At 66.3% G+C, this 19,350-nt stretch carries 18 protein-coding genes; 12 read left to right on the top strand and 6 right to left on the bottom strand.

Going from position 1 to position 19,350, the window contains the following annotated elements; translation table 11 throughout:
- Window positions 1-714: 714 nt before the first annotated feature.
- The 5 genes from E5Z01_RS16180 (at window position 715) to E5Z01_RS16160 (ending at window position 9,535) form a co-directional block, all read left to right on the top strand.
- Window positions 715-1,830 carry an IS3 family transposase gene (locus E5Z01_RS16180; RefSeq protein ID WP_135230303.1) on the top strand — a complete coding sequence of 372 codons (1,116 nt, stop codon included), beginning with the start codon at window positions 715-717 and terminating at the stop codon, window positions 1,828-1,830.
- A gap of 114 nt (window positions 1,831-1,944) precedes the next feature.
- Window positions 1,945-3,129 (top strand): S1C family serine protease, encoded by a 1,185-nt coding sequence (locus E5Z01_RS16175; protein WP_240738508.1) that lies wholly within the window; start codon window positions 1,945-1,947, stop codon window positions 3,127-3,129.
- Between the two features lie 92 nt (window positions 3,130-3,221).
- A complete protein-coding gene (locus E5Z01_RS16170) occupies window positions 3,222-4,358 on the top strand; it encodes an exo-beta-N-acetylmuramidase NamZ family protein (protein WP_205750505.1) in 1,137 nt (378 codons plus the stop codon).
- Between the two features lie 66 nt (window positions 4,359-4,424).
- Window positions 4,425-5,915, top strand: a complete 1,491-nt coding sequence (locus tag E5Z01_RS16165) for a glycoside hydrolase family 10-like protein (RefSeq protein ID WP_135230302.1) — start codon at window positions 4,425-4,427, stop codon at window positions 5,913-5,915.
- A gap of 146 nt (window positions 5,916-6,061) precedes the next feature.
- Window positions 6,062-9,535 carry a protein kinase domain-containing protein gene (locus tag E5Z01_RS16160; RefSeq protein WP_135230301.1) on the top strand — a complete coding sequence of 1,158 codons (3,474 nt, stop codon included), beginning with the start codon at window positions 6,062-6,064 and terminating at the stop codon, window positions 9,533-9,535.
- 103 nt (window positions 9,536-9,638) lie between these two features.
- Here the strand turns inward: E5Z01_RS16160 and E5Z01_RS20265 are convergent, their stop codons facing one another.
- The gene (locus E5Z01_RS20265; RefSeq protein ID WP_276321259.1) at window positions 9,639-9,764 is read right to left on the bottom strand and encodes a hypothetical protein; all 126 of its coding nucleotides are present in this window, start codon (window positions 9,762-9,764) and stop codon (window positions 9,639-9,641) included.
- Between E5Z01_RS20265 and E5Z01_RS16155 the strand changes: the two genes are divergently transcribed.
- The 7 genes from E5Z01_RS16155 to E5Z01_RS16125 all read left to right on the top strand — a co-directional run bounded on the left by E5Z01_RS16155 (window position 9,763) and on the right by E5Z01_RS16125 (window position 16,075).
- Complete coding sequence (locus E5Z01_RS16155; RefSeq protein ID WP_135230300.1) at window positions 9,763-10,056, top strand: SDR family oxidoreductase; 294 nt, start codon at window positions 9,763-9,765, stop codon at window positions 10,054-10,056. The genes E5Z01_RS20265 and E5Z01_RS16155 overlap by 2 nt on opposite strands.
- Entirely contained in the window at window positions 10,053-10,238 is a 186-nt protein-coding gene (locus E5Z01_RS16150; protein ID WP_338069163.1) for a hypothetical protein, read from the top strand. Before E5Z01_RS16155 ends, E5Z01_RS16150 begins: the two co-directional genes overlap by 4 nt.
- Before the next feature lie 73 nt (window positions 10,239-10,311).
- On the top strand, window positions 10,312-11,571 hold the full coding sequence (locus E5Z01_RS16145; protein WP_135230299.1) for a glucose-1-phosphate adenylyltransferase family protein: 1,260 nt from the start codon (window positions 10,312-10,314) through the stop codon (window positions 11,569-11,571).
- A gap of 128 nt (window positions 11,572-11,699) precedes the next feature.
- The gene (locus tag E5Z01_RS16140; RefSeq protein ID WP_135230298.1) at window positions 11,700-12,278 is read left to right on the top strand and encodes a 2Fe-2S iron-sulfur cluster-binding protein; all 579 of its coding nucleotides are present in this window, start codon (window positions 11,700-11,702) and stop codon (window positions 12,276-12,278) included.
- Window positions 12,275-13,261 (top strand): FAD binding domain-containing protein, encoded by a 987-nt coding sequence (locus E5Z01_RS16135; RefSeq protein ID WP_135230297.1) that lies wholly within the window; start codon window positions 12,275-12,277, stop codon window positions 13,259-13,261. Before E5Z01_RS16140 ends, E5Z01_RS16135 begins: the two co-directional genes overlap by 4 nt.
- Complete coding sequence (locus tag E5Z01_RS16130; protein ID WP_135230296.1) at window positions 13,258-15,468, top strand: xanthine dehydrogenase family protein molybdopterin-binding subunit; 2,211 nt, start codon at window positions 13,258-13,260, stop codon at window positions 15,466-15,468. The genes E5Z01_RS16135 and E5Z01_RS16130 overlap by 4 nt, the downstream gene beginning before the upstream one ends.
- A gap of 109 nt (window positions 15,469-15,577) precedes the next feature.
- Entirely contained in the window at window positions 15,578-16,075 is a 498-nt protein-coding gene (locus E5Z01_RS16125) for an ankyrin repeat domain-containing protein (RefSeq protein WP_135230295.1), read from the top strand.
- Window positions 16,076-16,106: 31 nt separating this feature from the next.
- Here the strand turns inward: E5Z01_RS16125 and mnhG are convergent, their stop codons facing one another.
- Genes mnhG through E5Z01_RS16100 form a run of 5 tightly spaced genes read right to left on the bottom strand, consistent with a single transcriptional unit; the run spans window position 16,107 to window position 19,228 of the window.
- Window positions 16,107-16,502, bottom strand: a complete 396-nt coding sequence (mnhG, locus tag E5Z01_RS16120) for a monovalent cation/H(+) antiporter subunit G (protein WP_135230294.1) — start codon at window positions 16,500-16,502, stop codon at window positions 16,107-16,109.
- The gene (locus tag E5Z01_RS16115) at window positions 16,499-16,759 is read right to left on the bottom strand and encodes an MrpF/PhaF family protein (RefSeq protein ID WP_119766961.1); all 261 of its coding nucleotides are present in this window, start codon (window positions 16,757-16,759) and stop codon (window positions 16,499-16,501) included. Before E5Z01_RS16115 ends, mnhG begins: the two co-directional genes overlap by 4 nt.
- Complete coding sequence (locus E5Z01_RS16110; protein ID WP_135230293.1) at window positions 16,756-17,250, bottom strand: Na+/H+ antiporter subunit E; 495 nt, start codon at window positions 17,248-17,250, stop codon at window positions 16,756-16,758. The genes E5Z01_RS16115 and E5Z01_RS16110 overlap by 4 nt, the downstream gene beginning before the upstream one ends.
- Window positions 17,247-18,800 (bottom strand): proton-conducting transporter transmembrane domain-containing protein, encoded by a 1,554-nt coding sequence (locus E5Z01_RS16105; RefSeq protein ID WP_135230292.1) that lies wholly within the window; start codon window positions 18,798-18,800, stop codon window positions 17,247-17,249. The genes E5Z01_RS16110 and E5Z01_RS16105 overlap by 4 nt, the downstream gene beginning before the upstream one ends.
- The gene (locus E5Z01_RS16100) at window positions 18,797-19,228 is read right to left on the bottom strand and encodes a Na+/H+ antiporter subunit C (protein WP_119766958.1); all 432 of its coding nucleotides are present in this window, start codon (window positions 19,226-19,228) and stop codon (window positions 18,797-18,799) included. Before E5Z01_RS16100 ends, E5Z01_RS16105 begins: the two co-directional genes overlap by 4 nt.
- Between the last annotated feature and the right edge of the window lie 122 nt (window positions 19,229-19,350).

Below are 19,350 nucleotides of genomic sequence, written 5' to 3'. Positions count from 1 at the left end.
ATTGAACCTGAAAGGCAATCAGCGTTGCGGCCTGGGGGATGGGCATTAAACTGTAGTCGGGATGAGGCGTCAACACCTTCATCCCTTTGCCATTCTGGACACGAAATGTCAACCCCTAATCGCCGTCGATGAGTCTGCTTTTGGGCATGCCGTTAAAGTAGGGAAGAAAGCCTCTCCGTCAACTAACGACACGGAATATTAATTTACAGCGTAAATTTTCCCACAAAGATCACTGGAAATTAGACTCAGTGTAGTCCTCCGTGTGAGATTTTATAATCTCCGTTTCCAGAACTTCGGCCCTGTCAACCCCTAATGCCGTAAATCAGCTTGCCTTCATGAGAGTTAACAAGCCACTTTCCTCTACGTTAAATTGATACAGTTCCTCTTTTTGCTATTCAGCATCACGGTAATTTAAGTCAAATAGCGCCATTTTAGGACTTCCTATCAGATCTACAATGAAGTCTCTGCTGTCACTAGAACCGTGGTTGTGAAAAACTACACTTGAGTGCCAAGATTGGTCGGCTCTCTGTCAGAAGAGTGGTGCTAGACGGGCAAGGCAAGGTATTGGCTTTTACAAAGCGGGTGCCTTCGGAAAGGAGCTGCAGCAGGCCATCCAGTACCGCTGCGGGTTCGTCAACGGTTCACCATCACCTGACCTTGCCCCTGATTTCGGTGCCAGTCTGATTGCAAATCCAGCAGCACACTTGGAGGCGCATGAAAGGCAAACGGTACACGGAGCAGCAGATTCTGGACATCCTCGGCCAGCTTGAGGCGGGGACGCCGATCAGTGATCTGACGCGACTCCATGGAGTCGCGATGACGACCATCTATCGCTGGAAGGTCAAGTACGGCGGCATGACCAAAGACGAGACTCGGAAATTCCGCCAATTGGAAGCCGAAAACCAGCGACTCAAGAAGCTGGTGGCCGATCTGTCGCTCGACAACGCCATGCTGAAGGAGGTGCCCCTGTCGAAAGTGGTGACGCCTGGGACGACGTCCCAGGCGCAGACGCCGCTCAAAAAGCAGATGGTGGCACTGCTTCAGGAGTCATTCCCCGTCAGCGAAAGACGGGCCTGCCGGGTGCTGGGCTTCTCCCGAACCACACAAAGACGGAACAGCCCTAAAAGGGAAAAGGATCAGCGCCTGGTCGAACGTCTTCGCACACTGGCTCAGGAACGGCCGCGCTTCGGGTACCGACGGATTCACTTGATGCTGGGCCGGGAAGGTGAGACCGTGAACCACAAGCGCGTTTACCGGATCTACCGGGCTGAAGGGCTGGCCGTTCGGAAGAAGGAGCGGAAGAAACTCAGCGTAGGAGCGCGTCAGCAGAAATCGCAGGTTTCTGCCCCAAATCAGCGATGGAGTCTGGATTTCATGGCCGATCAGCTGGCTTCCGGACAGCGGTTCCGCGTCCTGAACGTCGTGGATGATTTCACCCGGGAGTGCCTGGTCATGCACGTCAGCATCTCAATCACGGGACATGATGTCGTCCGAGCCCTGGATGCCGTCGTGAAATTCAGAGGTGCACCGCAGGCGATCACCACCGACAACGGCCCAGAGTTCGCGGGCAAGGCCCTGGACCTCTGGACTCACGACCGCGGCATCGCGCACACCTTCATTCGGCCTGGAAAGCCCGTCGAGAACGCGTACATCGAGAGTTTCAACGGTCGGGTTCGGGACGAGTGCCTCAACCTGCACCGGTTCCAGAGTCTGGATCAGGCTCGCCTGATCCTCACAGCCTGGCGTCATGACGACAACGACATCCGGCCCCACACCTCGCTCGGTGGCCGAACCCCGAACGAATTCGCTCGCCTCGAACAGGCGGGCTGAGGTACGCTGAGATTTGCAAATCGGCTGGAACCGCGATTGGGTCACCCTCATCAGCCTTAACCGGATTGTGCTTTGCGTTGCGGCATCATGGGCGGGCAATCTGAACAATGAAGCATGCAGCAACTCACCCTCGGCGGTTCACGTCCGGTTCGTTCCTCCTTGACGGTGCGTCTCCTGCTGATGCTGGGCGTGGCGGCCCTGCTGGGGCCGGGGGGAAGGGCCCAGACCCCACCCCCGGCCTCGGCGGCGCCCAGTTCTGCCACAACCTCCAAATCTCAGGCGTCCACACCGCCCAGTGAGCAGGAAACGCAACAGCTGAATAATCTCTTTCGCAGGTTGCGTCCGGCCACGTTGCGCCTAGAAGATTGCCCGCTGGAGGGGTCATGCGCGGAACCCAACGGCCTGGGCAGCGGGTTCCTGATTTCCGCCGAGGGGCTGGCCCTCACGGCGTATCACGTGGTGTTTCAGTCGCAGAAACTGGAGGCCGTGACCTCCGACGGGCAGCGCCACCCGGTGAACGTGGTGGGCTTCGACGAGCAGCATGACCTGGCTGTGCTGAAAGTCAGCGTGCCCCGGGGAACACCGTTTTTTCCGCTGGCCGCCAGCAACCCGGCCCTGAAGGAGGCTGCGCTGGTGATCGGGAACGGCAACGGCGACTTCCTGCGCCCCAAAACGGGTCGGTTGCTCTCGCTGAACGCCGACGCGGGCCGGGCGGATTTCCCACCGGGTACGCTGGAACTGAGTGCGCCGCTGGTGCCGGGGGACAGTGGCGGCCCGGTCATCAACCTGCGTGGCGAGGCGGTCGGGGTGGTCAGTTACATCAGTTTGCAGCGCTCCAGTTCCAGTGCGGGCAACACCATTCTGTCCTACGCCGTGCCGGTGACCACGGGCGACAATTTGCTGGCGGCGCTGCGGGCCGGCACGAAGAATGAAGCGCCAGTGATCGGGGTATCGATTTTGCCGGAACTGTCCAGCCTGGATCAGGAGGAGTTCAAGGAGGCGAACCGCATCCTTAAACTGGGGCTGGGGGACACGCCCGGCGCGTTTTTCATGGAGGTGACGGCCGGCAGTCCTGCCGCGCAGGCCGGGCTCAGGCCCCTGCAAATCGATGCGCAGCGCAAAATCACCCCGGGGGACGTGGTCACGGCCGTCAACGGGAAACGCATTCTGAACTTCAGTGAGTTTCAATATGCGGTGCGGCAGTACAAACCCGGAGATTCCGTGACCCTGACCCTCCTGCGCGGCGGTAAGGAATTGAAGGTCACCCTGAAACTCGCTCCGCGCAGCACCCTGAAGTAAACCGCATAAACGGGTTGGGAATGCCTCACCATGTCTCCCCGGCGCTGACCTAGACTTTCCCGGTTCGGAATGCCGCACGGGGGGAACTTGACTTGACCCAGACTGTCGGGCCGCTGATCGGCCTGGAACACTTGATCGCCGCGCCGCAGCAGGCGCGTCACTGGGGCCGCACGGCCCTGCTCACCAACCCCAGCGGCGTGACGCGCGACCTGACACCCGCCGCCGTGGCCCTGCAACGCGCGGGAATTCCACTGGTCAAGCTCTTTGGCCCGGAACACGGCGTGGACGGCAGCGGCGCACCCGGCGAGGCCCCGGAAGCCGGGCAGGACGGCGCCACAGGCCTGCCGACCAGTGTCCTGTACCACCTCACGGAAGAGGAGTACGCGCAGCGCCTGAGTGGCCTGGACACCCTGTTGATCGACCTTCAGGACGTGGGCGTGCGCTTTTATACGTACATCAGCACCATCCGGGACGTGCTGCGGGCCGCCCGCACCCTCCCCCTGCGCGTGGTGGTGCTCGACCGTCCCAATCCCATCGGCTTCACGGTAGAAGGCCCGCCGCTGCACCCCGACTTCCGCTCCTTTGTGGGCGTCACGACGCAGTTGCCGCTGCGGCACGGCCTGACGCTGGGCGAGGTGGCCCGCGTGCTGGCCGCCGAGGAAGGCAGTACGGTCGAGGTCATTGAAACGGACGCGCCGGACGGCTGGCACGACGGGCGCGAGTGGGTGCCCAGCAGCCCCAACCTGCCGGATCTGCTGCACCTGCGCCTGTATCCCGGCGCGTGCCTGGTCGAAGCCCTGGACGCCAGCGAGGGGCGCGGCACTACCCTGCCCTTTCGCCAGTTCGGTGCGCCGACCCTGAACGCCCACGCGCTGGCCGAGCGCCTGAACGCCCTGAACCTGGGCGTCACGGCGCGCCCGGCATTTTTTAACCCCACCACCAGCAAACACAGGGGCGAACGCTGCGCGGGCGTGCAGCTGCACGAGAACCGGGGCGAACTGCGCCGCGCCCTGCCGCTGGGCCTGGCCCTGTTCGCCGCGCTGGAGGAAGCCGGCGCCCGGCGCAACCCCGACTGGTTGCAAAAACTCCTGGGCGTGACGGCCGGCAGCGTGCCCCACACGCCCGAGGAGGTGCTCTTCAGCCTGCGCGACTGGCAGGCGCAGGGACACCAGCAGGCCCTGGCCCTGCGCCCCCACTGGCTTTATCCCCGGCAGGAAACTGACCTGTGAGCCGCCGCACCGCCCCTGTGAAGTGGTGTGAGGAGCGATTCCCTGCTTTAAGATGAGCGGTGACGTATGAAACGAACCTGGCTGCTGGGAGGGGCGCTGGCCCTGTTGTCGTCGTGTGCGCCGCTGCAAGGTGCACAGAAGCCGCAGTTGCGCGGACTGTGGGTGGACGCCTTCGGGCCGGGCTTCAAGACGCCGCAGGAAGTCGACCGGCTGGTGGCCGACGCCCGGAAAATGAACGTGAACGTGCTGTTCGCACAGGTGGGGCGGCGCGGCGACTGTTACTGCAACCGCGCCGCCATGCCGCGGACGAACGACCCGGCGGTGCCTGAGGGCTTCGATCCGCTGGCCGATCTGCTGGTTAAGGCGCACGCGCAGGGCCTGCAGGTGCACGCCTGGATCATCACCACCGCCCTGTGGAACAGCGCCGCGCCCCCCCCGGATCCCGAGCACGCCTTCAACACGCACGGCCCGGCGGCGCAGGGGCGCGCAAACTGGCTGACCCAGAAAAAAGACGGCCTGAACCGCGCGGGGGCCGACTGGGTGCTCGATCCCGGCCACCCGGACGCCGCCGAGTACATCCGCAACATGTATGCCAGCGTGGTCAAAAACTATGACGTGGACGGCATTCAATTTGACCGGGTGCGCTACCCCGACGGCAGCCCGGCGGGTGGGCCGCTGGAGTGGGGCTACAACCCCACCGCGCTGGAACGCTACCGCGCCGAAACCGGAGCGGTGGGCACCCCCGAACCGGGCGACTCCCAGTGGGCGGCCTGGCGCCGGCAACAGGTCACCAATCTGGTGCGCGAAACGGCGCTGGCGGTGAAGGCCGTGAACCCGCGCCTCAGCGTGAATGCCGCCACCATCACCTACGGCGAGGCCCCCACCACCGAGGAGGGCTTTACACACAGCCGCCCCTACACTGAGGTGGGTCAAGACTGGCTGACCTGGGTCAGGGAAGGGTATCTGGACGTGAACGTCATGATGAATTACAAGCGTGACTTCGTGCCCGTTCAGGCCGAGTGGTTCCGGGGCTGGAACGCCTTTGCCGCGCAGCTGCTGCGCCAGTCTCCGCAGGTGGCGCAGGTCAGCGGCAGCGCCGCATACCTGAATGACCAGAACAGCAGCGTGAGTCAGGCGCGCCAGGCCCTGCGCACGGGCCTGAGCGGGTGGGCGCTGTACTCGTACCGCACGCCGGACCGTGAGGTGAACGCCGGGCGGCGCACCCAGGCGGACGTGTGGCCGGAATTGAGCGCCAAATTCACCGCGCGCACTATGCCTTTCGAGTTGCCTGCCCCCTGGCCTGCCCCAGCGGCCGATACGTTGCGGGCCGTGCGCGGCAGCGTGAGCGGGGCGATCCCCGGCGGGCGCGAGGTCAGGCTGCTGGACGCCTGCAGTGGGGAAGTGCTCGACAGCACTTTCACGGACGGCGCGGGACGCTACGGTTTCCTGCGCGTACCCGCCACGCAGGTGATCGTGCAGGTGGGGGCGCAGCGCACAGCCGCCGTGACCATCCAGGCCGGTCAGGTCGTGGCGATGCCCCCCCTGGCCCTGCCGTAACCCGGGATTGCCCCTTCTTTTTGGTACTCCGGGACTGGGAGGGCATGTACAGTACTGCCCATCACACTTCCTTGTGGCTCTTCTAGAGGTTTTCTCATGAATTTGACTTTTATCATCAGCTTTCCTTACGGCAGAATGTACTCAGAATGCTAGAGCAGTCGCCGCCACAACGCCCGGAATTGCGGCAACGTCTCGCCGGGGGCTGGCTGGGCGTCATTCACGCGGCGGGAGAGGCCCAGGACGGCACCCCGCTGGCCGTGCGCCTCCTGGCCCCGGAACGCCTGGCCGAGGTGGGCCGCCTGGCCCAGGTGCTGTCCTTCGCGGCGCAGTACCAGCATGAGCACATCCTTCCGGTGACGCTTCCCAGCAGCGCCGGCGACGAGGTGTTCTACTTGATGCCGCAGGCGCTGGGCGGCTCGCTGCGCGGCGTATTCGACCGCTACCGCGCCGCCGGGGCCAGGGTGGACGCCGCCACCATGCTGGACGCCGCGCGGCAGGTGGCGCAGGGCCTGGATTACGCGCACGCGCATGGGGTGCTGCACGGCAACCTGAAACCCGAGAATGTGCTGCTGCAACCTCTGCCTGGCCCGCACCAGGACGAATTTCGCCTGTTGCTCAGCGACTTTGGCCTGAACAGCCTGCGCCCGCCCGACCCCCACAGCCCTTACCTGCCCGCTCCGCAGCGGGCCGGGGCCGCCGCCACCATGGAATCCGACCTGTACGGGCTGGGGGCTCTGATCTTCGAGGCCGTGGCGGGCCGCCCGCTGCCGCCGCAACCGCTGGCCGCCGACCTGCTGGACGTGCCTGAACCGGCGGCCAAGGTGGTGGCTCGCTGCCTGGGTTTCAGCGCCCCCTTTGCCGACATGACGGCTTTCCTGGGCTACCTGCGTGCTCTGCAGGTCGCCGGCCAGGCCGGGATGAGTGGCACGGTTCACCTCAGCACCGATCATTCGTACCTGGACATCGTTCCTGGAGAAACTCAGGCAGTGCGCCTGAAGCTGAGCGGCGAAAGCGCGGGGCCGGTGCAGGTGCGGGTCGAGGGCCTGCCGGACGCCTGGACGCCCAGCGTGCCCCCGGTCGACGTGCAGCCCGGCAAGGAAGCGCTGGTGACTCTGACCTTCCAGTTGCCACGCCGCTCGTCGGTGGCCGCCCGCACGTACGACGCCAGCGTCGTGGCGCTGACTGACCTGCCCGCCCCTGCCCCCGCCACGGGTGAAGCGGGCGACCCGCCCGAGCGCCTGGAACTCGGCCGCCTGCCTCTTCAGATCCGGGTGCAGCCCTTCGACGGCAGTCAGCTGTTTCTCAGCGCCCTGCACAGGCAGGTGGGTTCGGTGGCGCACCTGAGCGCCACACTGCGCAACGACGGAAACCAGACCCAGCGCTACAACCTGGAAGTGAACCTGCCGCCCGGCAGCCACGTGCGTAAGGGATCGGCCCGGCGGCAACTGGAACTGGCCCCCGGCGCGGAATTCAGTGAATTGCTGGACGTGCGCCTGCCCGTGCGGGGTCTGAGCCTGCGGCCCCTGACCTTCACGGCCCTGGCCAACAGCGTGCCGCGCCCCACCCCCGCCGAGCGCGGCGACGACCTGCCGCCCGCCGAGTCCTGGCCCCCGGTGTACAACACCGTGCAAGATCACCTGACCCTGGAACAGCGGCCGCTGGTGCCGTGGTGGGCGCTGGCGCTGGGTATCACCGGGCTGCTGGGGCTGGGGGCCTGGGCAGCCCAGCCGCCGCAGATCGAAAGCTTCGCGGTAGAAGGCCCCGCGCCCATGCAGGGCGAAGCCTTCACGCTGGCGTGGTACACGGACGGGGCCAGGCAGGTGCAGATTGCCGAATTGCCCGGTCAGCCCGTCGATCCGGACGGTCAGGTACGCCTGCCGGGCGTGACTCAGCCGCAGACCTACACCCTGGTCGCCAGCGGTTTCCTGACGCAGAAAAAACAGCAGGTGACCGTCACGCCGCTGAAACCTGCGCCGCGCATCGACGCTTTCAAGGTGACGCCCGCCCGCGCCAGACTGGGCGATACCGTGCATATCGAGTGGAAAGTCAGCCACGCGCAGCAGGTCGACCTCCAGCCTTTCGGCACTGTGCCGCTCGCTGGCACGCGCGAATTTGTGATGCAGCGTGACACGCGACTGCAACTCACCGCCCGTAAGGGCAGCGTTCCTTCCAGCGCGGATGTCCGCAGTGTGCAGACCGTCACCCTGGCCGCGCCGACGATCCGGGTCTTTACCCTCGCGCCGGCCAACGTTCTGCGCGGTCAGAACGTGACGGTGCGCTGGGACGTGCAGGGGGCCAGCCGCGTGCGCCTCAGTCCACTGGGCGAACTGCCGCCTTCTGGCACACGCACCTTCGCCGCCTCGCAGACCACCAATTACGTCCTGAAAGCCAGCAACGGCCAGCAGGAAACGACTTCCAGCGCCGGCCTGACCGTCCGCATTCCGCAGGCCCGCATCGAGGCACTGACGGTCACGCCCAGTAGTCCCGTGGTGGGGCAGCCGGTCAAGGTGCAGTGGCGCAGCCGGGATGCCAGCCGCGCTGAATTGCGCTGGGGCAGCGAGCAGCAGACCGTGGCCCCCAGTGGCAGCCTGACCATCACGGCCAGCCGCGCCCTCCAGTCGGTGACGCTGGTGGCCGAGAACGCCAACGGCGTACCCTCGATGCAGACCCGGCCCATTCAGGTGCGCGTCCCGGTTCTGCCAGCACCGACCCCATCAGCGCTGGCCCCGGCGGCCCGGGCCAGTGATGAAGGGCCGTCCGCAGCAGCTCCTTCCACACCCGAATCATCCCCCAAACCCTCTCAACCCGCCCGGCCGGCGTCAGGTCAGCCGGCGCGCAGCGCCGCAGCGGCCCCGGTCAAACGCCCCAGCCCCACCGTTACGCGCCCCACGGCTGCCCGCCCAGGCGCCCCGGCAGCGTCGGCTTCCAGTTCTCCAGCCCCCAGTGCACCGACCCCTACGGCGCCCGCCTCACGTTCGCCGGCCCCCAGCCCAGCTTCGCAGAACACCGCTGCCAGCAGCAAAGGCAGCGTGGCGGCTGCCTCGGTGTCTCCTCCAGTAAGGGTGCAGACTTTCGCGTACCGGCCGGCGGCGCGGGCAGGCGGACGCGGCTCCCTGACCTGGCGGGTGACGGGGGTAACGCGCGTACGCATTGCCGGCCTCAGAGGCCCCAACGGCGACGGCACCTTCCCGGCCATCGGCAGTGCGCCGCTGCCTGCCGGTGCACGCCCCGGCCCCTACGTCCTCACGGCGGCCAACGGGGCGGTGCGGGCCACCGCGCAGGTGCCGGCCAGCCTGCCGGGCGACTCGGCCTACCCCGGCCTGGCCGGCACCTGGAACCACTCGTTCGGACAGATGAACCTGAGCGTGAAGGGCAGCCGCGTGACCGGCTCGCTGCTCTCCAGCCGCGCTGACCTCCCCAGCGGCACGCTGCGCGGTTCCCTGACCGGCGACGCCAGCAGTCCCACGCTGAACGCTTTCGTGTCGGGTGGAGAAGAGCGCGTGGCCCTGATCGTGCGCTTCGACACGAATGCCCACACCTTCGACGGCCTGTACTCCAGCCGAAGCGCCCGCGTACCATGGTGTGGCTGGAAGTCCCCCGCCGCTAATCCCTGCCCCTGATCTGTGCCTGCTTGAGGTGTCCAGGTGCCTGGGGCTGAGCTGCCAGTGTTCCTGACAGTAAAAAACTGATGTTGACGTTCATGCCCTTCTGCTGGATGGCAATTCAATTCAGGATGATGGCACGGGCAGGGCGTTGAAGGCACTCCTCGTCCTGCACGGCAGGATGGCTCTGATTGCCGGAGGTTTGCGCAGCCTGGAGCTGCAAATCGCCGAGTGACTGGGCGAACATGGGGCCAGACTGGTGCTCACAGATCGCAAGGCGCCCCCTGTCCGCTGAATTTGCTGACCGGGGCATTACCGTCAACAGCATCTGCCCCGGCTACTTCCCTACCAAAATGACGCAGAGTGCCCTCGAATTCGGGGAAAAGCGCATTCCGGAGCACACGCCTATGCGCCGTCTGGGCAATGACACCGACTTCTTTCCAGAAGACCAAGAGAAGGATCATTCCACGTCCAGCACACCCTCCAGGCCGCTCCGGCTCTGCTGTTATTTCATCAAATATCAACGGGAAATCCTGTGAGTCAACTGATCCTGGTGCGCCACGGCCTGATCACCGCGCTTTCTCTCAATGCCCCGGACGGCTCCGCCCTGAAACTGAGCTGGCGTGTGAAAAACGGCAGCCTTCCCCGATTCACTTTTGGCAGCGGACGCCTCACCCTGGACTCCTTCAACAACGAAGCGCATCTGCGTTCCTGGCGCTAAACCTCAAGATTGCCCGAAGGCGACTCGCCCTTTCGTCATTCTGCGCCACAATTCCTGCCCCTATGCTGACCGCATGGTTGCCATTGCCGGTCAGAAAGTCCTTGCCATCGTGCTGGCCGGGGGGCGCGGCTCGCGCCTGAGTCCCCTCACGGACAAGCAGGCCAAACCCGCCGTGCCGTTCCTCGGCACCTACCGCCTGATCGACTTCACCCTCAGCAATCTGGTGAACAGCGGCCTTACAGATGTGTGGGTGGTCGAGCAGTACCTGCCGCACAGCCTGAACGACCACCTCTCGGGCGGGCGGCCCTGGGACCTGGACCGCACGCGCGGCGGCCTGGTGGTCATGCCGCCCTTTTCCGGCCCCGACAAGGAAGACGGCGAGTTTGCGCACGGCAACGCGCACGCTCTCGCGCAGCATGCCCCGCTGATCCGCGAGTTCGGGCCGGATGTCGTGCTGGTGCTGAGCGCCGACCACGTGTACCGCCTCGACTATTCGGAAGTGATTCTCTGGCACGCCGAGAAAGGCGCGAGCGTCACCATGGTCACCACTGAACTCGCCGACGAGAAGGAAGCCACCCGCTTCGGCAACGTGCTGGCCGGCCCCGGCGGACAGGTCAAGCAGTTTGCCTACAAACCCGACAAGCCGTTGGGGAAGACCGTCACCGCCGAAGTGTTCGTGTACGACACTGGAATCCTGCTGAAACTGCTGGCCGAACTGGAGAAAAAAGGCCCGCTGGGCGATTACGGCGAGGCCCTGCTGCCCGCCTTCGTGGAGCGCGGCGACGCCTACGCCTTCCCGCTGAGGGGCTACTGGAGGGATGTGGGCACTCTGCCCGCGTACCTGCAGGCGCACCGCGACTTTCTGGACGGCGCGGCCTTCGACCTGGGAGACGAACACTGGCCCTTCATCACCGCCAGCCTGACACGCCCCCCCGCCCTGATCGAGAAGACTGCGAGTCTGGAACGCAGTTTCGTATGCGGCGGCGCAGTGGTCGCCGGGAAGGTCGTGCGCAGCGTCGTCGGCCCAAATGCTGTCATCGAGCAGGGCGCGGTGGTGCGCGACAGCGTGGTTCAGCCGGGTGCCGTCGTGAAAGCCGGGGCGCAGGTCAGCCGCGCGGTGATTGACCAGGGTGCCACCCTTGAAAAAGACGTGCAGGTCGGTGGCCGGAGTGTGAACAGTACCCCCGCCGTCGTCGGGGCCCACGCCCACCTGCATCCCGGCGTGAGCGTGAAAGCTGGGCACGGCGTGGCCCCCGGAATCAGTGTCACCCCGGCCCAGCAGGACAGTCGTGTGAAGCCCATCGAAACGAATGACAGGGGCGGCAAGGAGTAGCCGCCACACCAGCTGCCCCCCCCCGCCTCTGAGAAGCTGCAATGCGCGCTAAAGAAAGCCCCCACCCAACAAAGCGGCGCCGTCACTAGACTCGCCTGACATTTTCCGATCCCTGCGAGGTATCCAGCATGAGTCAGTCATCCTCCGCCCCGGCCACGGGGTCAACTTCTCCCCTTGCGCTCAGCCTGCCCGTCCGGTTCAGGGTAAACGGCCAGGCGGTGTCCCTCGACCTCGACCCGCGCGTGTCCCTGCTCGACGCCCTGCGTGAACACCTGGGCCTCACCGGCACCAAAAAGGGTTGCGACCACGGCCAGTGCGGCGCCTGCACGGTGCTGGTGAACGGCGTGCGCATGAACAGTTGCCTGTCGCTGGCGGTGATGCACAGTGGCGACGAGGTCACCACCATCGAGGGCCTCGGTACGCCGGACGACCTGCATCCCCTCCAGGCGGCGTTCGTGGCGCACGACGGCTACCAGTGCGGCTACTGCACGCCGGGGCAGATCTGCTCGGCGGTGGGCATGCTGGACGAACTGGGGCGCGGCGTGCCCAGCCACGTGACTCCGGATCTGAACGCTGCCAGGTTCAGCCGTGAGGAGATCCGCGAGCGCCTGAGCGGCAACATCTGTCGCTGCGCGGCGTACCCGAACATCATCGACGCCGTGACCGAAGTCTACGAGACAGAGGTGTCCGGGGGAGAAAGACCGTGAGGCCGCTGACCTACGAACGCGCCAAGGCGCCGCAGCAGGCCAGTCAGGCGGTGCTGGACACGCCGGAAGCCAAGTTCATCGGCGGCGGCACCAACCTGCTCGACCTGATGAAGCTGGAGATCGAGCGCCCCGCGCACCTGGTGGACGTGAACCGTCTGGGGCTGGACTGCATCGAGCCGCACGGCGATGGCCTGCGCGTGGGTGCGCTGGTGCGCAACACCGACCTGGCCGCCGATGAGCGCATCCGCACCGAGTACGCGGTGCTGTCGCGGGCCATCCTGTCGGGCGCCTCGGGCCAGATCAGGAACCGCGCCACCACTGCCGGCAACCTGCTGCAACGCACGCGCTGCCCGTACTTCTACGACACCAACATGCCCTGTAACAAGCGCGACCCCGGCAGCGGCTGCGGGGCGCTGGAGGGTTTCAGCCGCCCGCTGGCGATCATAGGCACCTCGGACGCCTGTATCGCGCAGCACCCGTCCGACATGGCCGTGGCGCTGCGGGTGCTGGACGCACAGGTCGAGGTGCTGGGCGCAGACGGCCAGGTGCGTGCCCTCGAACTGGACGACTTTTACCGTCTGCCGGGCGACACGCCTCACATCGAAACTGTCATGCAACCCGGCGACCTGATCACGGGGGTGCTGCTGCCCGCGCCGCGTCCCGGCACGCACGTTTACCGCAAGGTGCGCGACCGCTCGTCTTATGCCTTCGCGCTGGTGTCGGTGGCCGCCATCATCAACGGGCGGCGCTCGGCCCGCTTCGCCTTCGGCGGCGTGGCGCCGCGCCCGTGGCGGGTCGAGGCCGCCGAGAAACGCTGGAAGGAAGGGGCCGCCGCCGTGATCGACACGGCCTTCGCGGACGCCCGGCCCACCGCTGACAACGCCTTCAAACTGCCGCTGCTGCGCCGCACGCTGGACGCCGTGTTGCAGGAGGCCGAGCAGGCCAGAACGGGAGAACGACGCACCGGGGAGGATCAGGAATGAAGTTCGACACGCCCGCCGACACCAACCCCATCGACCAGGAGAAGGTGGTGGCCCAGCCACACCCGCGCATCGAGGGGCCGCTGAAGGTCACCGGGCAGGCCACCTACGCCGCCGAGTACCATGAGCCCAGGAATACGGCCTACGGCTTCGTGCGCGGTTCCGGCATCGGGCACGGCAAGATCACCCGGATCGACGTCGGCCGCGCCGAGGCGGCCCCCGGCGTGCTGCTTGTCCTGACGCACCGCAACACCCCCTGGACGACGCTGGAGTCGCCTGTGCCGCAGCAGTACGAGCACTCGCCGCACCTGGTCAGCGAGGAGGTGAACTACTACGGCGAGGCGGTGGCCTTCGTGGTGGCCGAGACCTTCGAGCAGGCCCGCCACGCCGCCAGCCTGATCGAGGTCGAGTACCAGGCGGGCGAAGCCGACTTCGTGCTGGAAGACGTGATGGCGCAGGGAAAGCCCTCGCCCGACAGCCCCGACAGCGAGGTGGGCGACTTCGAGCAGGCGTTTAAAGAGGCGTCCGTGAAGGTGGACGTGACCTACACCACCCCCGACCAGTCGCAGATGCCGATGGAACCTCACGCCAGCCTGGCCGAATGGCAGGGTGAGCAGCTGACCCTCTACACCTCCAACCAGATGGTGCACTGGGTGCGGCGCGGCCTCTCGAAGACCTTTCATATGCCGCAGCAGGACATTCGCATCGTGTCGCGCTACGTGGGCGGGGGCTTCGGCTCGAAGCTGAACTTCTACGCCGACGCGGTGCTCTCGATATACGCCGCACGGGAGCTGGGGCGACCCGTCAAGACCGTGCTGCACCGGCCGCTGATTCCTAACCACACCACCCACCGGCCCGCGACCATCCAGCGCCTGCGCCTGGCCGCCGACCGGGAGGGGCACCTGCTGGCGGTGGGCCACGACAGCTACAGCGGCAACCTGCCTGGCGGCGACGGCGAGAACGCCAGCGACCAGACCAAGCTGCTGTACGCCGGCCCCAACCGCCTGATCCGCACCCGTGTCAGCGAGCTGCACCTGCCGCCCGGCGGCTCCATGCGGGCGCCCGGCGAGGCGGTGGGCCTGCTGGCGCTGGAATGCGCGATGGACGAACTGGCCGAGAAACTCAAGCTTGATCCGGTGGAGCTGCGCATCCGCAACGATATCCAGCACGACCCCGAGAAAGGCCCGAAGCGCCCGTACTCGTCGCGCAAACTGGTCAAGGCCCTGCGCGAAGGGGCCAAAGCTTTCGGCTGGGAAAAGCGCCAGGCCACCCCGGCCCAGGTGCGCGAGGGCGAATGGCTGATCGGAATGGGCATGGCCTCGGCCTTCCGCAAGAACCTGGTGCAGCCCTCCGGGGCGCGTGTGCGGCTGGAGAGGGGCGGCAAACTGACTGTGGAAACGCAGATGACCGACATCGGCACCGGCAGCTACACGATCCTGGGGCAGGTGGCCGCCGAGATGCTGGGGCTGCGGCTGGAGGACGTGACCGTGAAGCTGGGTGATTCGGACTTCCCGAAAGCGTCCGGCTCCGGCGGGTCATTCGGCGCGAACAGTTCCACGACGGGGCTGTACTACGCCTGCGAGGAACTGCGCCAGGTTATTTCCGGGCAGTTCGGCTACGACCCCCGAACCACCGAGTTCAAGAACGGCGAGGTCTGGAGCGGCAACCATTGCACGCTGCTCGCCAAAGCCGCCAGCCAGGGCGCGGTGGAAGCCGAGGGCAACGTCACCTGGGGCGACCTGAGCGAGAAGTTCGTGCAGGCCAGTTTCGGGGCGCACTTCGCGGAAGTGGCGGTGAACGCCTACACCGGCGAAACGCGCGTCCGCCGCCTGCTGAGCGCCGTGACGGCGGGGCGCATCCTGAACCCGGTGACCGCCCGCAGCCAGTGCCTGGGCGGCATGACCATGGGCGTCGGCGCGGCTCTGATGGAAGAACTGCACGTCGACGAGCGCTTTGGCCTGTTCATCAACCATGACCTGGCCGAGTACCATGTGCCTGTCCACGCCGACATTCCCCAGCTTGACGTGCTGTTTCTGGATGAGCTGGACGACAAGTCCTCGCCGCTGAAGGCCAAGGGCATCGGTGAACTGGGCATCTGCGGGGTCGGCGCGGCGGTGGCGAACGCCGTTTACAACGCTTCGGGCGTGCGAATCCGCGACTATCCCCTGACCCTGGACAAGGTGCTGGCGGGCTGGGAAGCGGCCGACTGACCCTCCAGCTGGGCTGCCTTCTTTTCTGCGCGTTGGCTGGGGCATTCATGGGCGTCGTCTCAAGCGGCGCCCATCTGTTGTCGGCGCTTCCCCCGCTACAGTGACGCCCATGACCGACATCGATCCGCAGGTGCTGGAAGTCCTGCAACGGGCCTTCGAGGCCGCCCGCGCCGGCAACGAGGCGCAACTGCGTGACCTGCTGGACGCCGGCGTGCCGGTGAACCTTACCAACAGCAAGGGCGACACGCTGCTGATCCTGGCCAGTTACCACGGTCACCTGGGCGCGGCGCGGCTGCTGCTCTCGCGCGGCGCCGACCCGGAGCGTGTGAACGACATGGGCCAGACCCCCATGCAGGGCGCGGCCTTCAAGGGCAACGTTCCTATGCTGGAACTGCTGCTGGATCACGGCGCGAACATCGAGGGCGGTGGGCCGAGCGGACGCACGCCTTTGACCTTCGGGGCAATGTTCAACCACGTGCCAGTGGTCGAGCTGCTGCTGGCGCGTGGAGCCGCCGCCGGCGCAGTGGACGTGACCGGCAGCACCGCGCTGGACGCCGCCCGGCAGATGGGCGCGGCCGACACCGCCCGGCTCCTGAGTGGTCACTAAAAACTGACTCTTGACCTGTCCAGAGCGAAGGTCAGCCCTGTCCCTCGGTCTGCATGGCCCGCACGGCTTCGCGGTCGGCCTGCGCGATTTCCTCGGCGCGGCCCAGGGCGCCCCACTCATCGATGCCGCCGGGCAGGTGCGGCGGCAGGCCCCGCAGGTACGCCGCCTGGGCAATCAGGTAGGCCGTCAGGGGCGTCGTCAGGAACTGAAAGATCAGCACCGCCAGCAGCCGCGTAAACGCCGCCGAATCCTGAAACGACAGTGCCGCCCCCAGGAAAATCCCCGCCGAACCCAGCGTCACCAGCTTGCTGCTCGCGTGCAGGCGCGAGTACAGGTCCGGAAACCGCACGATGCCGATGGCGCTCGTCAACACGAAGAACGCGCCGATCAGAATGGGAATGTCGCGCAGAGCGTTGAAGTCGTTCACTTCATCACCCGGCCGGTCAGCAAATAACGCGTAAGGGCGACCGTACTGAGGAAGCCCAGCAGACTCAGCACCAGGGCCGCGTCGAGCATCACCAGCAGGTGGCTTTTGACCGCCATCAGGGCGAACAGCACCACCAGGTTTACGCTGAGGAAATCGAACGCCATGATGCGGTCGCCCCAGCTGGGGCCACGCAGCACGCGGTAGGTGACGAGCAGGACGGACAACGTGACAATGCCCAGGGCCAGGTCGACGATCATGTGGCCTCCTTGAGGCTGGGGGTGGGCAGGAAGGCGCTCAGGGCGCGTTCCACCCGGTGAATGCTTTCGCGGGCGGCGCGGGTGTTGTCCAGGCCGATGGCGTGGACGTACATTTCGCGCCGATCCGGGCTGAAGCCCAGCACCACGCTGCCGGGCATCAGCGTAACGGTGGCGGCCAGCAGCGTGAGGGTGGTGTCGGTGTGCGGGTGCAGGTTCACCTTGAAGATCATGGGTTTCAGGTCGGGGCGCGGGTGCAGGGCCAGCAGGGCCACCTGCACGTTCGCCACGGTCAGTTCCCGGATGAACATGGCGGCGAAGCGCAGCAGGGCGAAACTGGTGCGCTGGTAACTGCGGGTGCCCAGGGCGTCCGGGAACATGTTCAGCAGCGCGTACCCCAGCAGAAACCCGATGACCAGTTCGCGCAGGCTGACCTCGCCGGAAAACAGCGCCCACACGACGGCCAGCAGGACATTCAGGGCCAGGCCTTTCAAGGCGTGCCTCCCTTGTCCTTCATCAGTTCCTTGCCCTGCGGGTCGGGCGGAATCACCACCGGCCCCTCGCCCAGCACACTGCGAATGTAATGCCGCTGGTCACGCAGTTCGCGCGTGGTGGCCTCCGCGTGCGTGAACAGCGGCCCAGCGAACAGGGACAGGCCCGCGACCAGCCCGGACGCGACGTAAGCGGGCGTCTGCTGCCCGGCGGGCACGGGGTGAAGGGGCATGGTCTTGTCGGCCTTGCCCCAGAAGAAGTCGCGCCACACGCTCAGGAGCGCGAACAGCGTGATCAGGCTGGCCAGCAGGGCGCACACCACGGCGATGATGGCCAGTGGGGAACCCTGCGCGATCCCGGCGCGCACCAGCGCGTACTTGGCCACGAAGCCGGCGGTGGGCGGCAACCCCGAGACGGTCAGGGCGCACAGCAGGTAACTGCCCGCCAGCAGCGGCATCCGGTCGACGAAGCCGCGTCTGTGGCGGGTCAGGGGCGTGCCCCCGGCGCGTTCCGCCACCGCCGCGATCAGGAACAGCGCCAGCGTCACCAGCACGCTGACTGCCACGTAAACCAGGGCCGCCCGCAGGGCGTCGGGGGTGCCCAGGCCCACGCCGAAGGCCAGGTAGCCCACACTGCCCATCACCGTGAAGGACAGGATGCGCCGCCACTCGCGCTGGCTCAGCGCCCCCAGCGCCCCGAACAGCATGGTGGCCGCGCCCAGCCCCAGCAAAAAGATCTGCGGCAGGGCGCTGTCGGCCTGAAACACGGTGGTCAGCACGCGAATCAGGGCGTACACCCCCACCTTGGTGAGAATCGCCGCAAAAAACGCGCTGCTGGCGTGCGGCAGGGCCGGATAAGTGCCCGGTAGCCAGAACCCCAGCGGAAACAGGGCCCCTTTCGACGCAAACACCGTCATCAGCAGCACCGCCAGCGCGGTGACGGTCGTGCGCGGCCCCAGTTCCAGGGAACGCTGCGCCAGATGAGCGAAATTCAGCGTACCCAGCGTGCCGTAAGTCAGCCCGCAGGCCGCCACCAGCAGCGAGGAGGCCGCCAGATTCATCACGATGTACCGGAAACCCTCGCGCAGTTGCTCACGGGTGGAACCCAGCACCGCCAGCGCGTAACTGGCGACCAGCATCACCTCGAAGGCGACGAACAGGTTGAACAGGTCGCCCGTCAGGAACGACAACTGCACGCCCGTGAACAGGAACATCGTGAGGGCGAAGGCGTGGTGTTTCTCGCGCACACGGTCTTCGGCGGCCAGCATGAACCACAGCGCGAACACGCCCGACAGCGAGGCCAGCGCACTCATGTACGCCGAGAGCCGGTCGGCCGTCATCACGATGCCGAAAGGGGCCTTCCAGCCGCCCAGTTCACTGACCAGCACGCTGCCGTCCGCCGTGGCGTTCACCAGCAGCAGACTCAGCAGGAACATGAGCACCGTACCGGTGAGGGCCAGCCCGGCCTTCAGGGGGCGGCGCAGGGGCAACAGGCACAGCAACCCCACGCCGAACGGCAGCAGAATCGGGGCCAGAGGCAGGGCACTGTTCATAACGACCTCCCGCCCGCCAGGGTGTCGTCTTCCCAGTCGGGCTGATCCGGGCTCTGGTGCTCCGGGTCGGCGCGTTCCAGGTCGCTGTCCACCGTGCGGGCCAGGTTGTCCCCGAACGCTTCCACGTCGTCATGGCCCGCCACCTGATAGGCCCGCAGGGCCACCGTCAGAATCAACGCCGTCGTTGCAAACCCGATCACGATGGCGGTCAGAATCAACGCCTGTGGCAAAGGATCGACGTAAGGCCCCGGCGACGAGAGCAGCGGCGGAGACGCCTGACTGAGGCCCGCCACCGTCAGAATCGTGAGGTTGATGCCGTAGGCGATGAAGGCCAGACCGATCACCACCCGCACGATGCTGCGCGACAGCAGCAGGAAAACGCCGGTGCCGACCAGCACGCCGATAATGAGGGCAAAAAGCGAATTCATACAAACTCCGATGGAATCCCCCAGCGTTGGGGGATGAAATCCGACTGAAAGGAGAAGGAGAAAAGACGGACTCCGCGGTATGGACACACCTCCAGTGCTTTCCTGGAGGTGTGGAAATGGAG

This window comes from Deinococcus fonticola (genome assembly GCF_004634215.1).
Classification (GTDB): Bacteria; Deinococcota; Deinococci; order Deinococcales; family Deinococcaceae; genus Deinococcus; species Deinococcus fonticola.
Note: the sequence above shows the minus strand (reverse complement) of the source record. Positions and strands in the feature narration are given on the sequence as shown.

Excerpts from the sequence above, each read along its gene's own strand:
- E5Z01_RS16180 (WP_135230303.1), top strand. The coding sequence starts at position 715 with ATGAAAGGCAAACGGTACACGGAGCAGCAGATTCTGGACATCCTCGGC.
- E5Z01_RS16175 (WP_240738508.1), top strand. The coding sequence starts at position 1,945 with ATGCAGCAACTCACCCTCGGCGGTTCACGTCCGGTTCGTTCCTCCTTG.
- E5Z01_RS16165 (WP_135230302.1), top strand. The coding sequence starts at position 4,425 with ATGAAACGAACCTGGCTGCTGGGAGGGGCGCTGGCCCTGTTGTCGTCG.
- E5Z01_RS16160 (WP_135230301.1), top strand. The coding sequence starts at position 6,062 with ATGCTAGAGCAGTCGCCGCCACAACGCCCGGAATTGCGGCAACGTCTC.
- E5Z01_RS16155 (WP_135230300.1), top strand. The coding sequence starts at position 9,763 with ATGGGGCCAGACTGGTGCTCACAGATCGCAAGGCGCCCCCTGTCCGCT.
- E5Z01_RS20265 (WP_276321259.1), bottom strand. The coding sequence starts at position 9,764 with ATGTTCGCCCAGTCACTCGGCGATTTGCAGCTCCAGGCTGCGCAAACC.
- E5Z01_RS16145 (WP_135230299.1), top strand. The coding sequence starts at position 10,312 with ATGGTTGCCATTGCCGGTCAGAAAGTCCTTGCCATCGTGCTGGCCGGG.
- E5Z01_RS16140 (WP_135230298.1), top strand. The coding sequence starts at position 11,700 with ATGAGTCAGTCATCCTCCGCCCCGGCCACGGGGTCAACTTCTCCCCTT.
- E5Z01_RS16130 (WP_135230296.1), top strand. The coding sequence starts at position 13,258 with ATGAAGTTCGACACGCCCGCCGACACCAACCCCATCGACCAGGAGAAG.
- E5Z01_RS16125 (WP_135230295.1), top strand. The coding sequence starts at position 15,578 with ATGACCGACATCGATCCGCAGGTGCTGGAAGTCCTGCAACGGGCCTTC.
- E5Z01_RS16115 (WP_119766961.1), bottom strand. The coding sequence starts at position 16,759 with ATGATCGTCGACCTGGCCCTGGGCATTGTCACGTTGTCCGTCCTGCTC.
- E5Z01_RS16105 (WP_135230292.1), bottom strand. The coding sequence starts at position 18,800 with ATGAACAGTGCCCTGCCTCTGGCCCCGATTCTGCTGCCGTTCGGCGTG.
- E5Z01_RS16100 (WP_119766958.1), bottom strand. The coding sequence starts at position 19,228 with ATGAATTCGCTTTTTGCCCTCATTATCGGCGTGCTGGTCGGCACCGGC.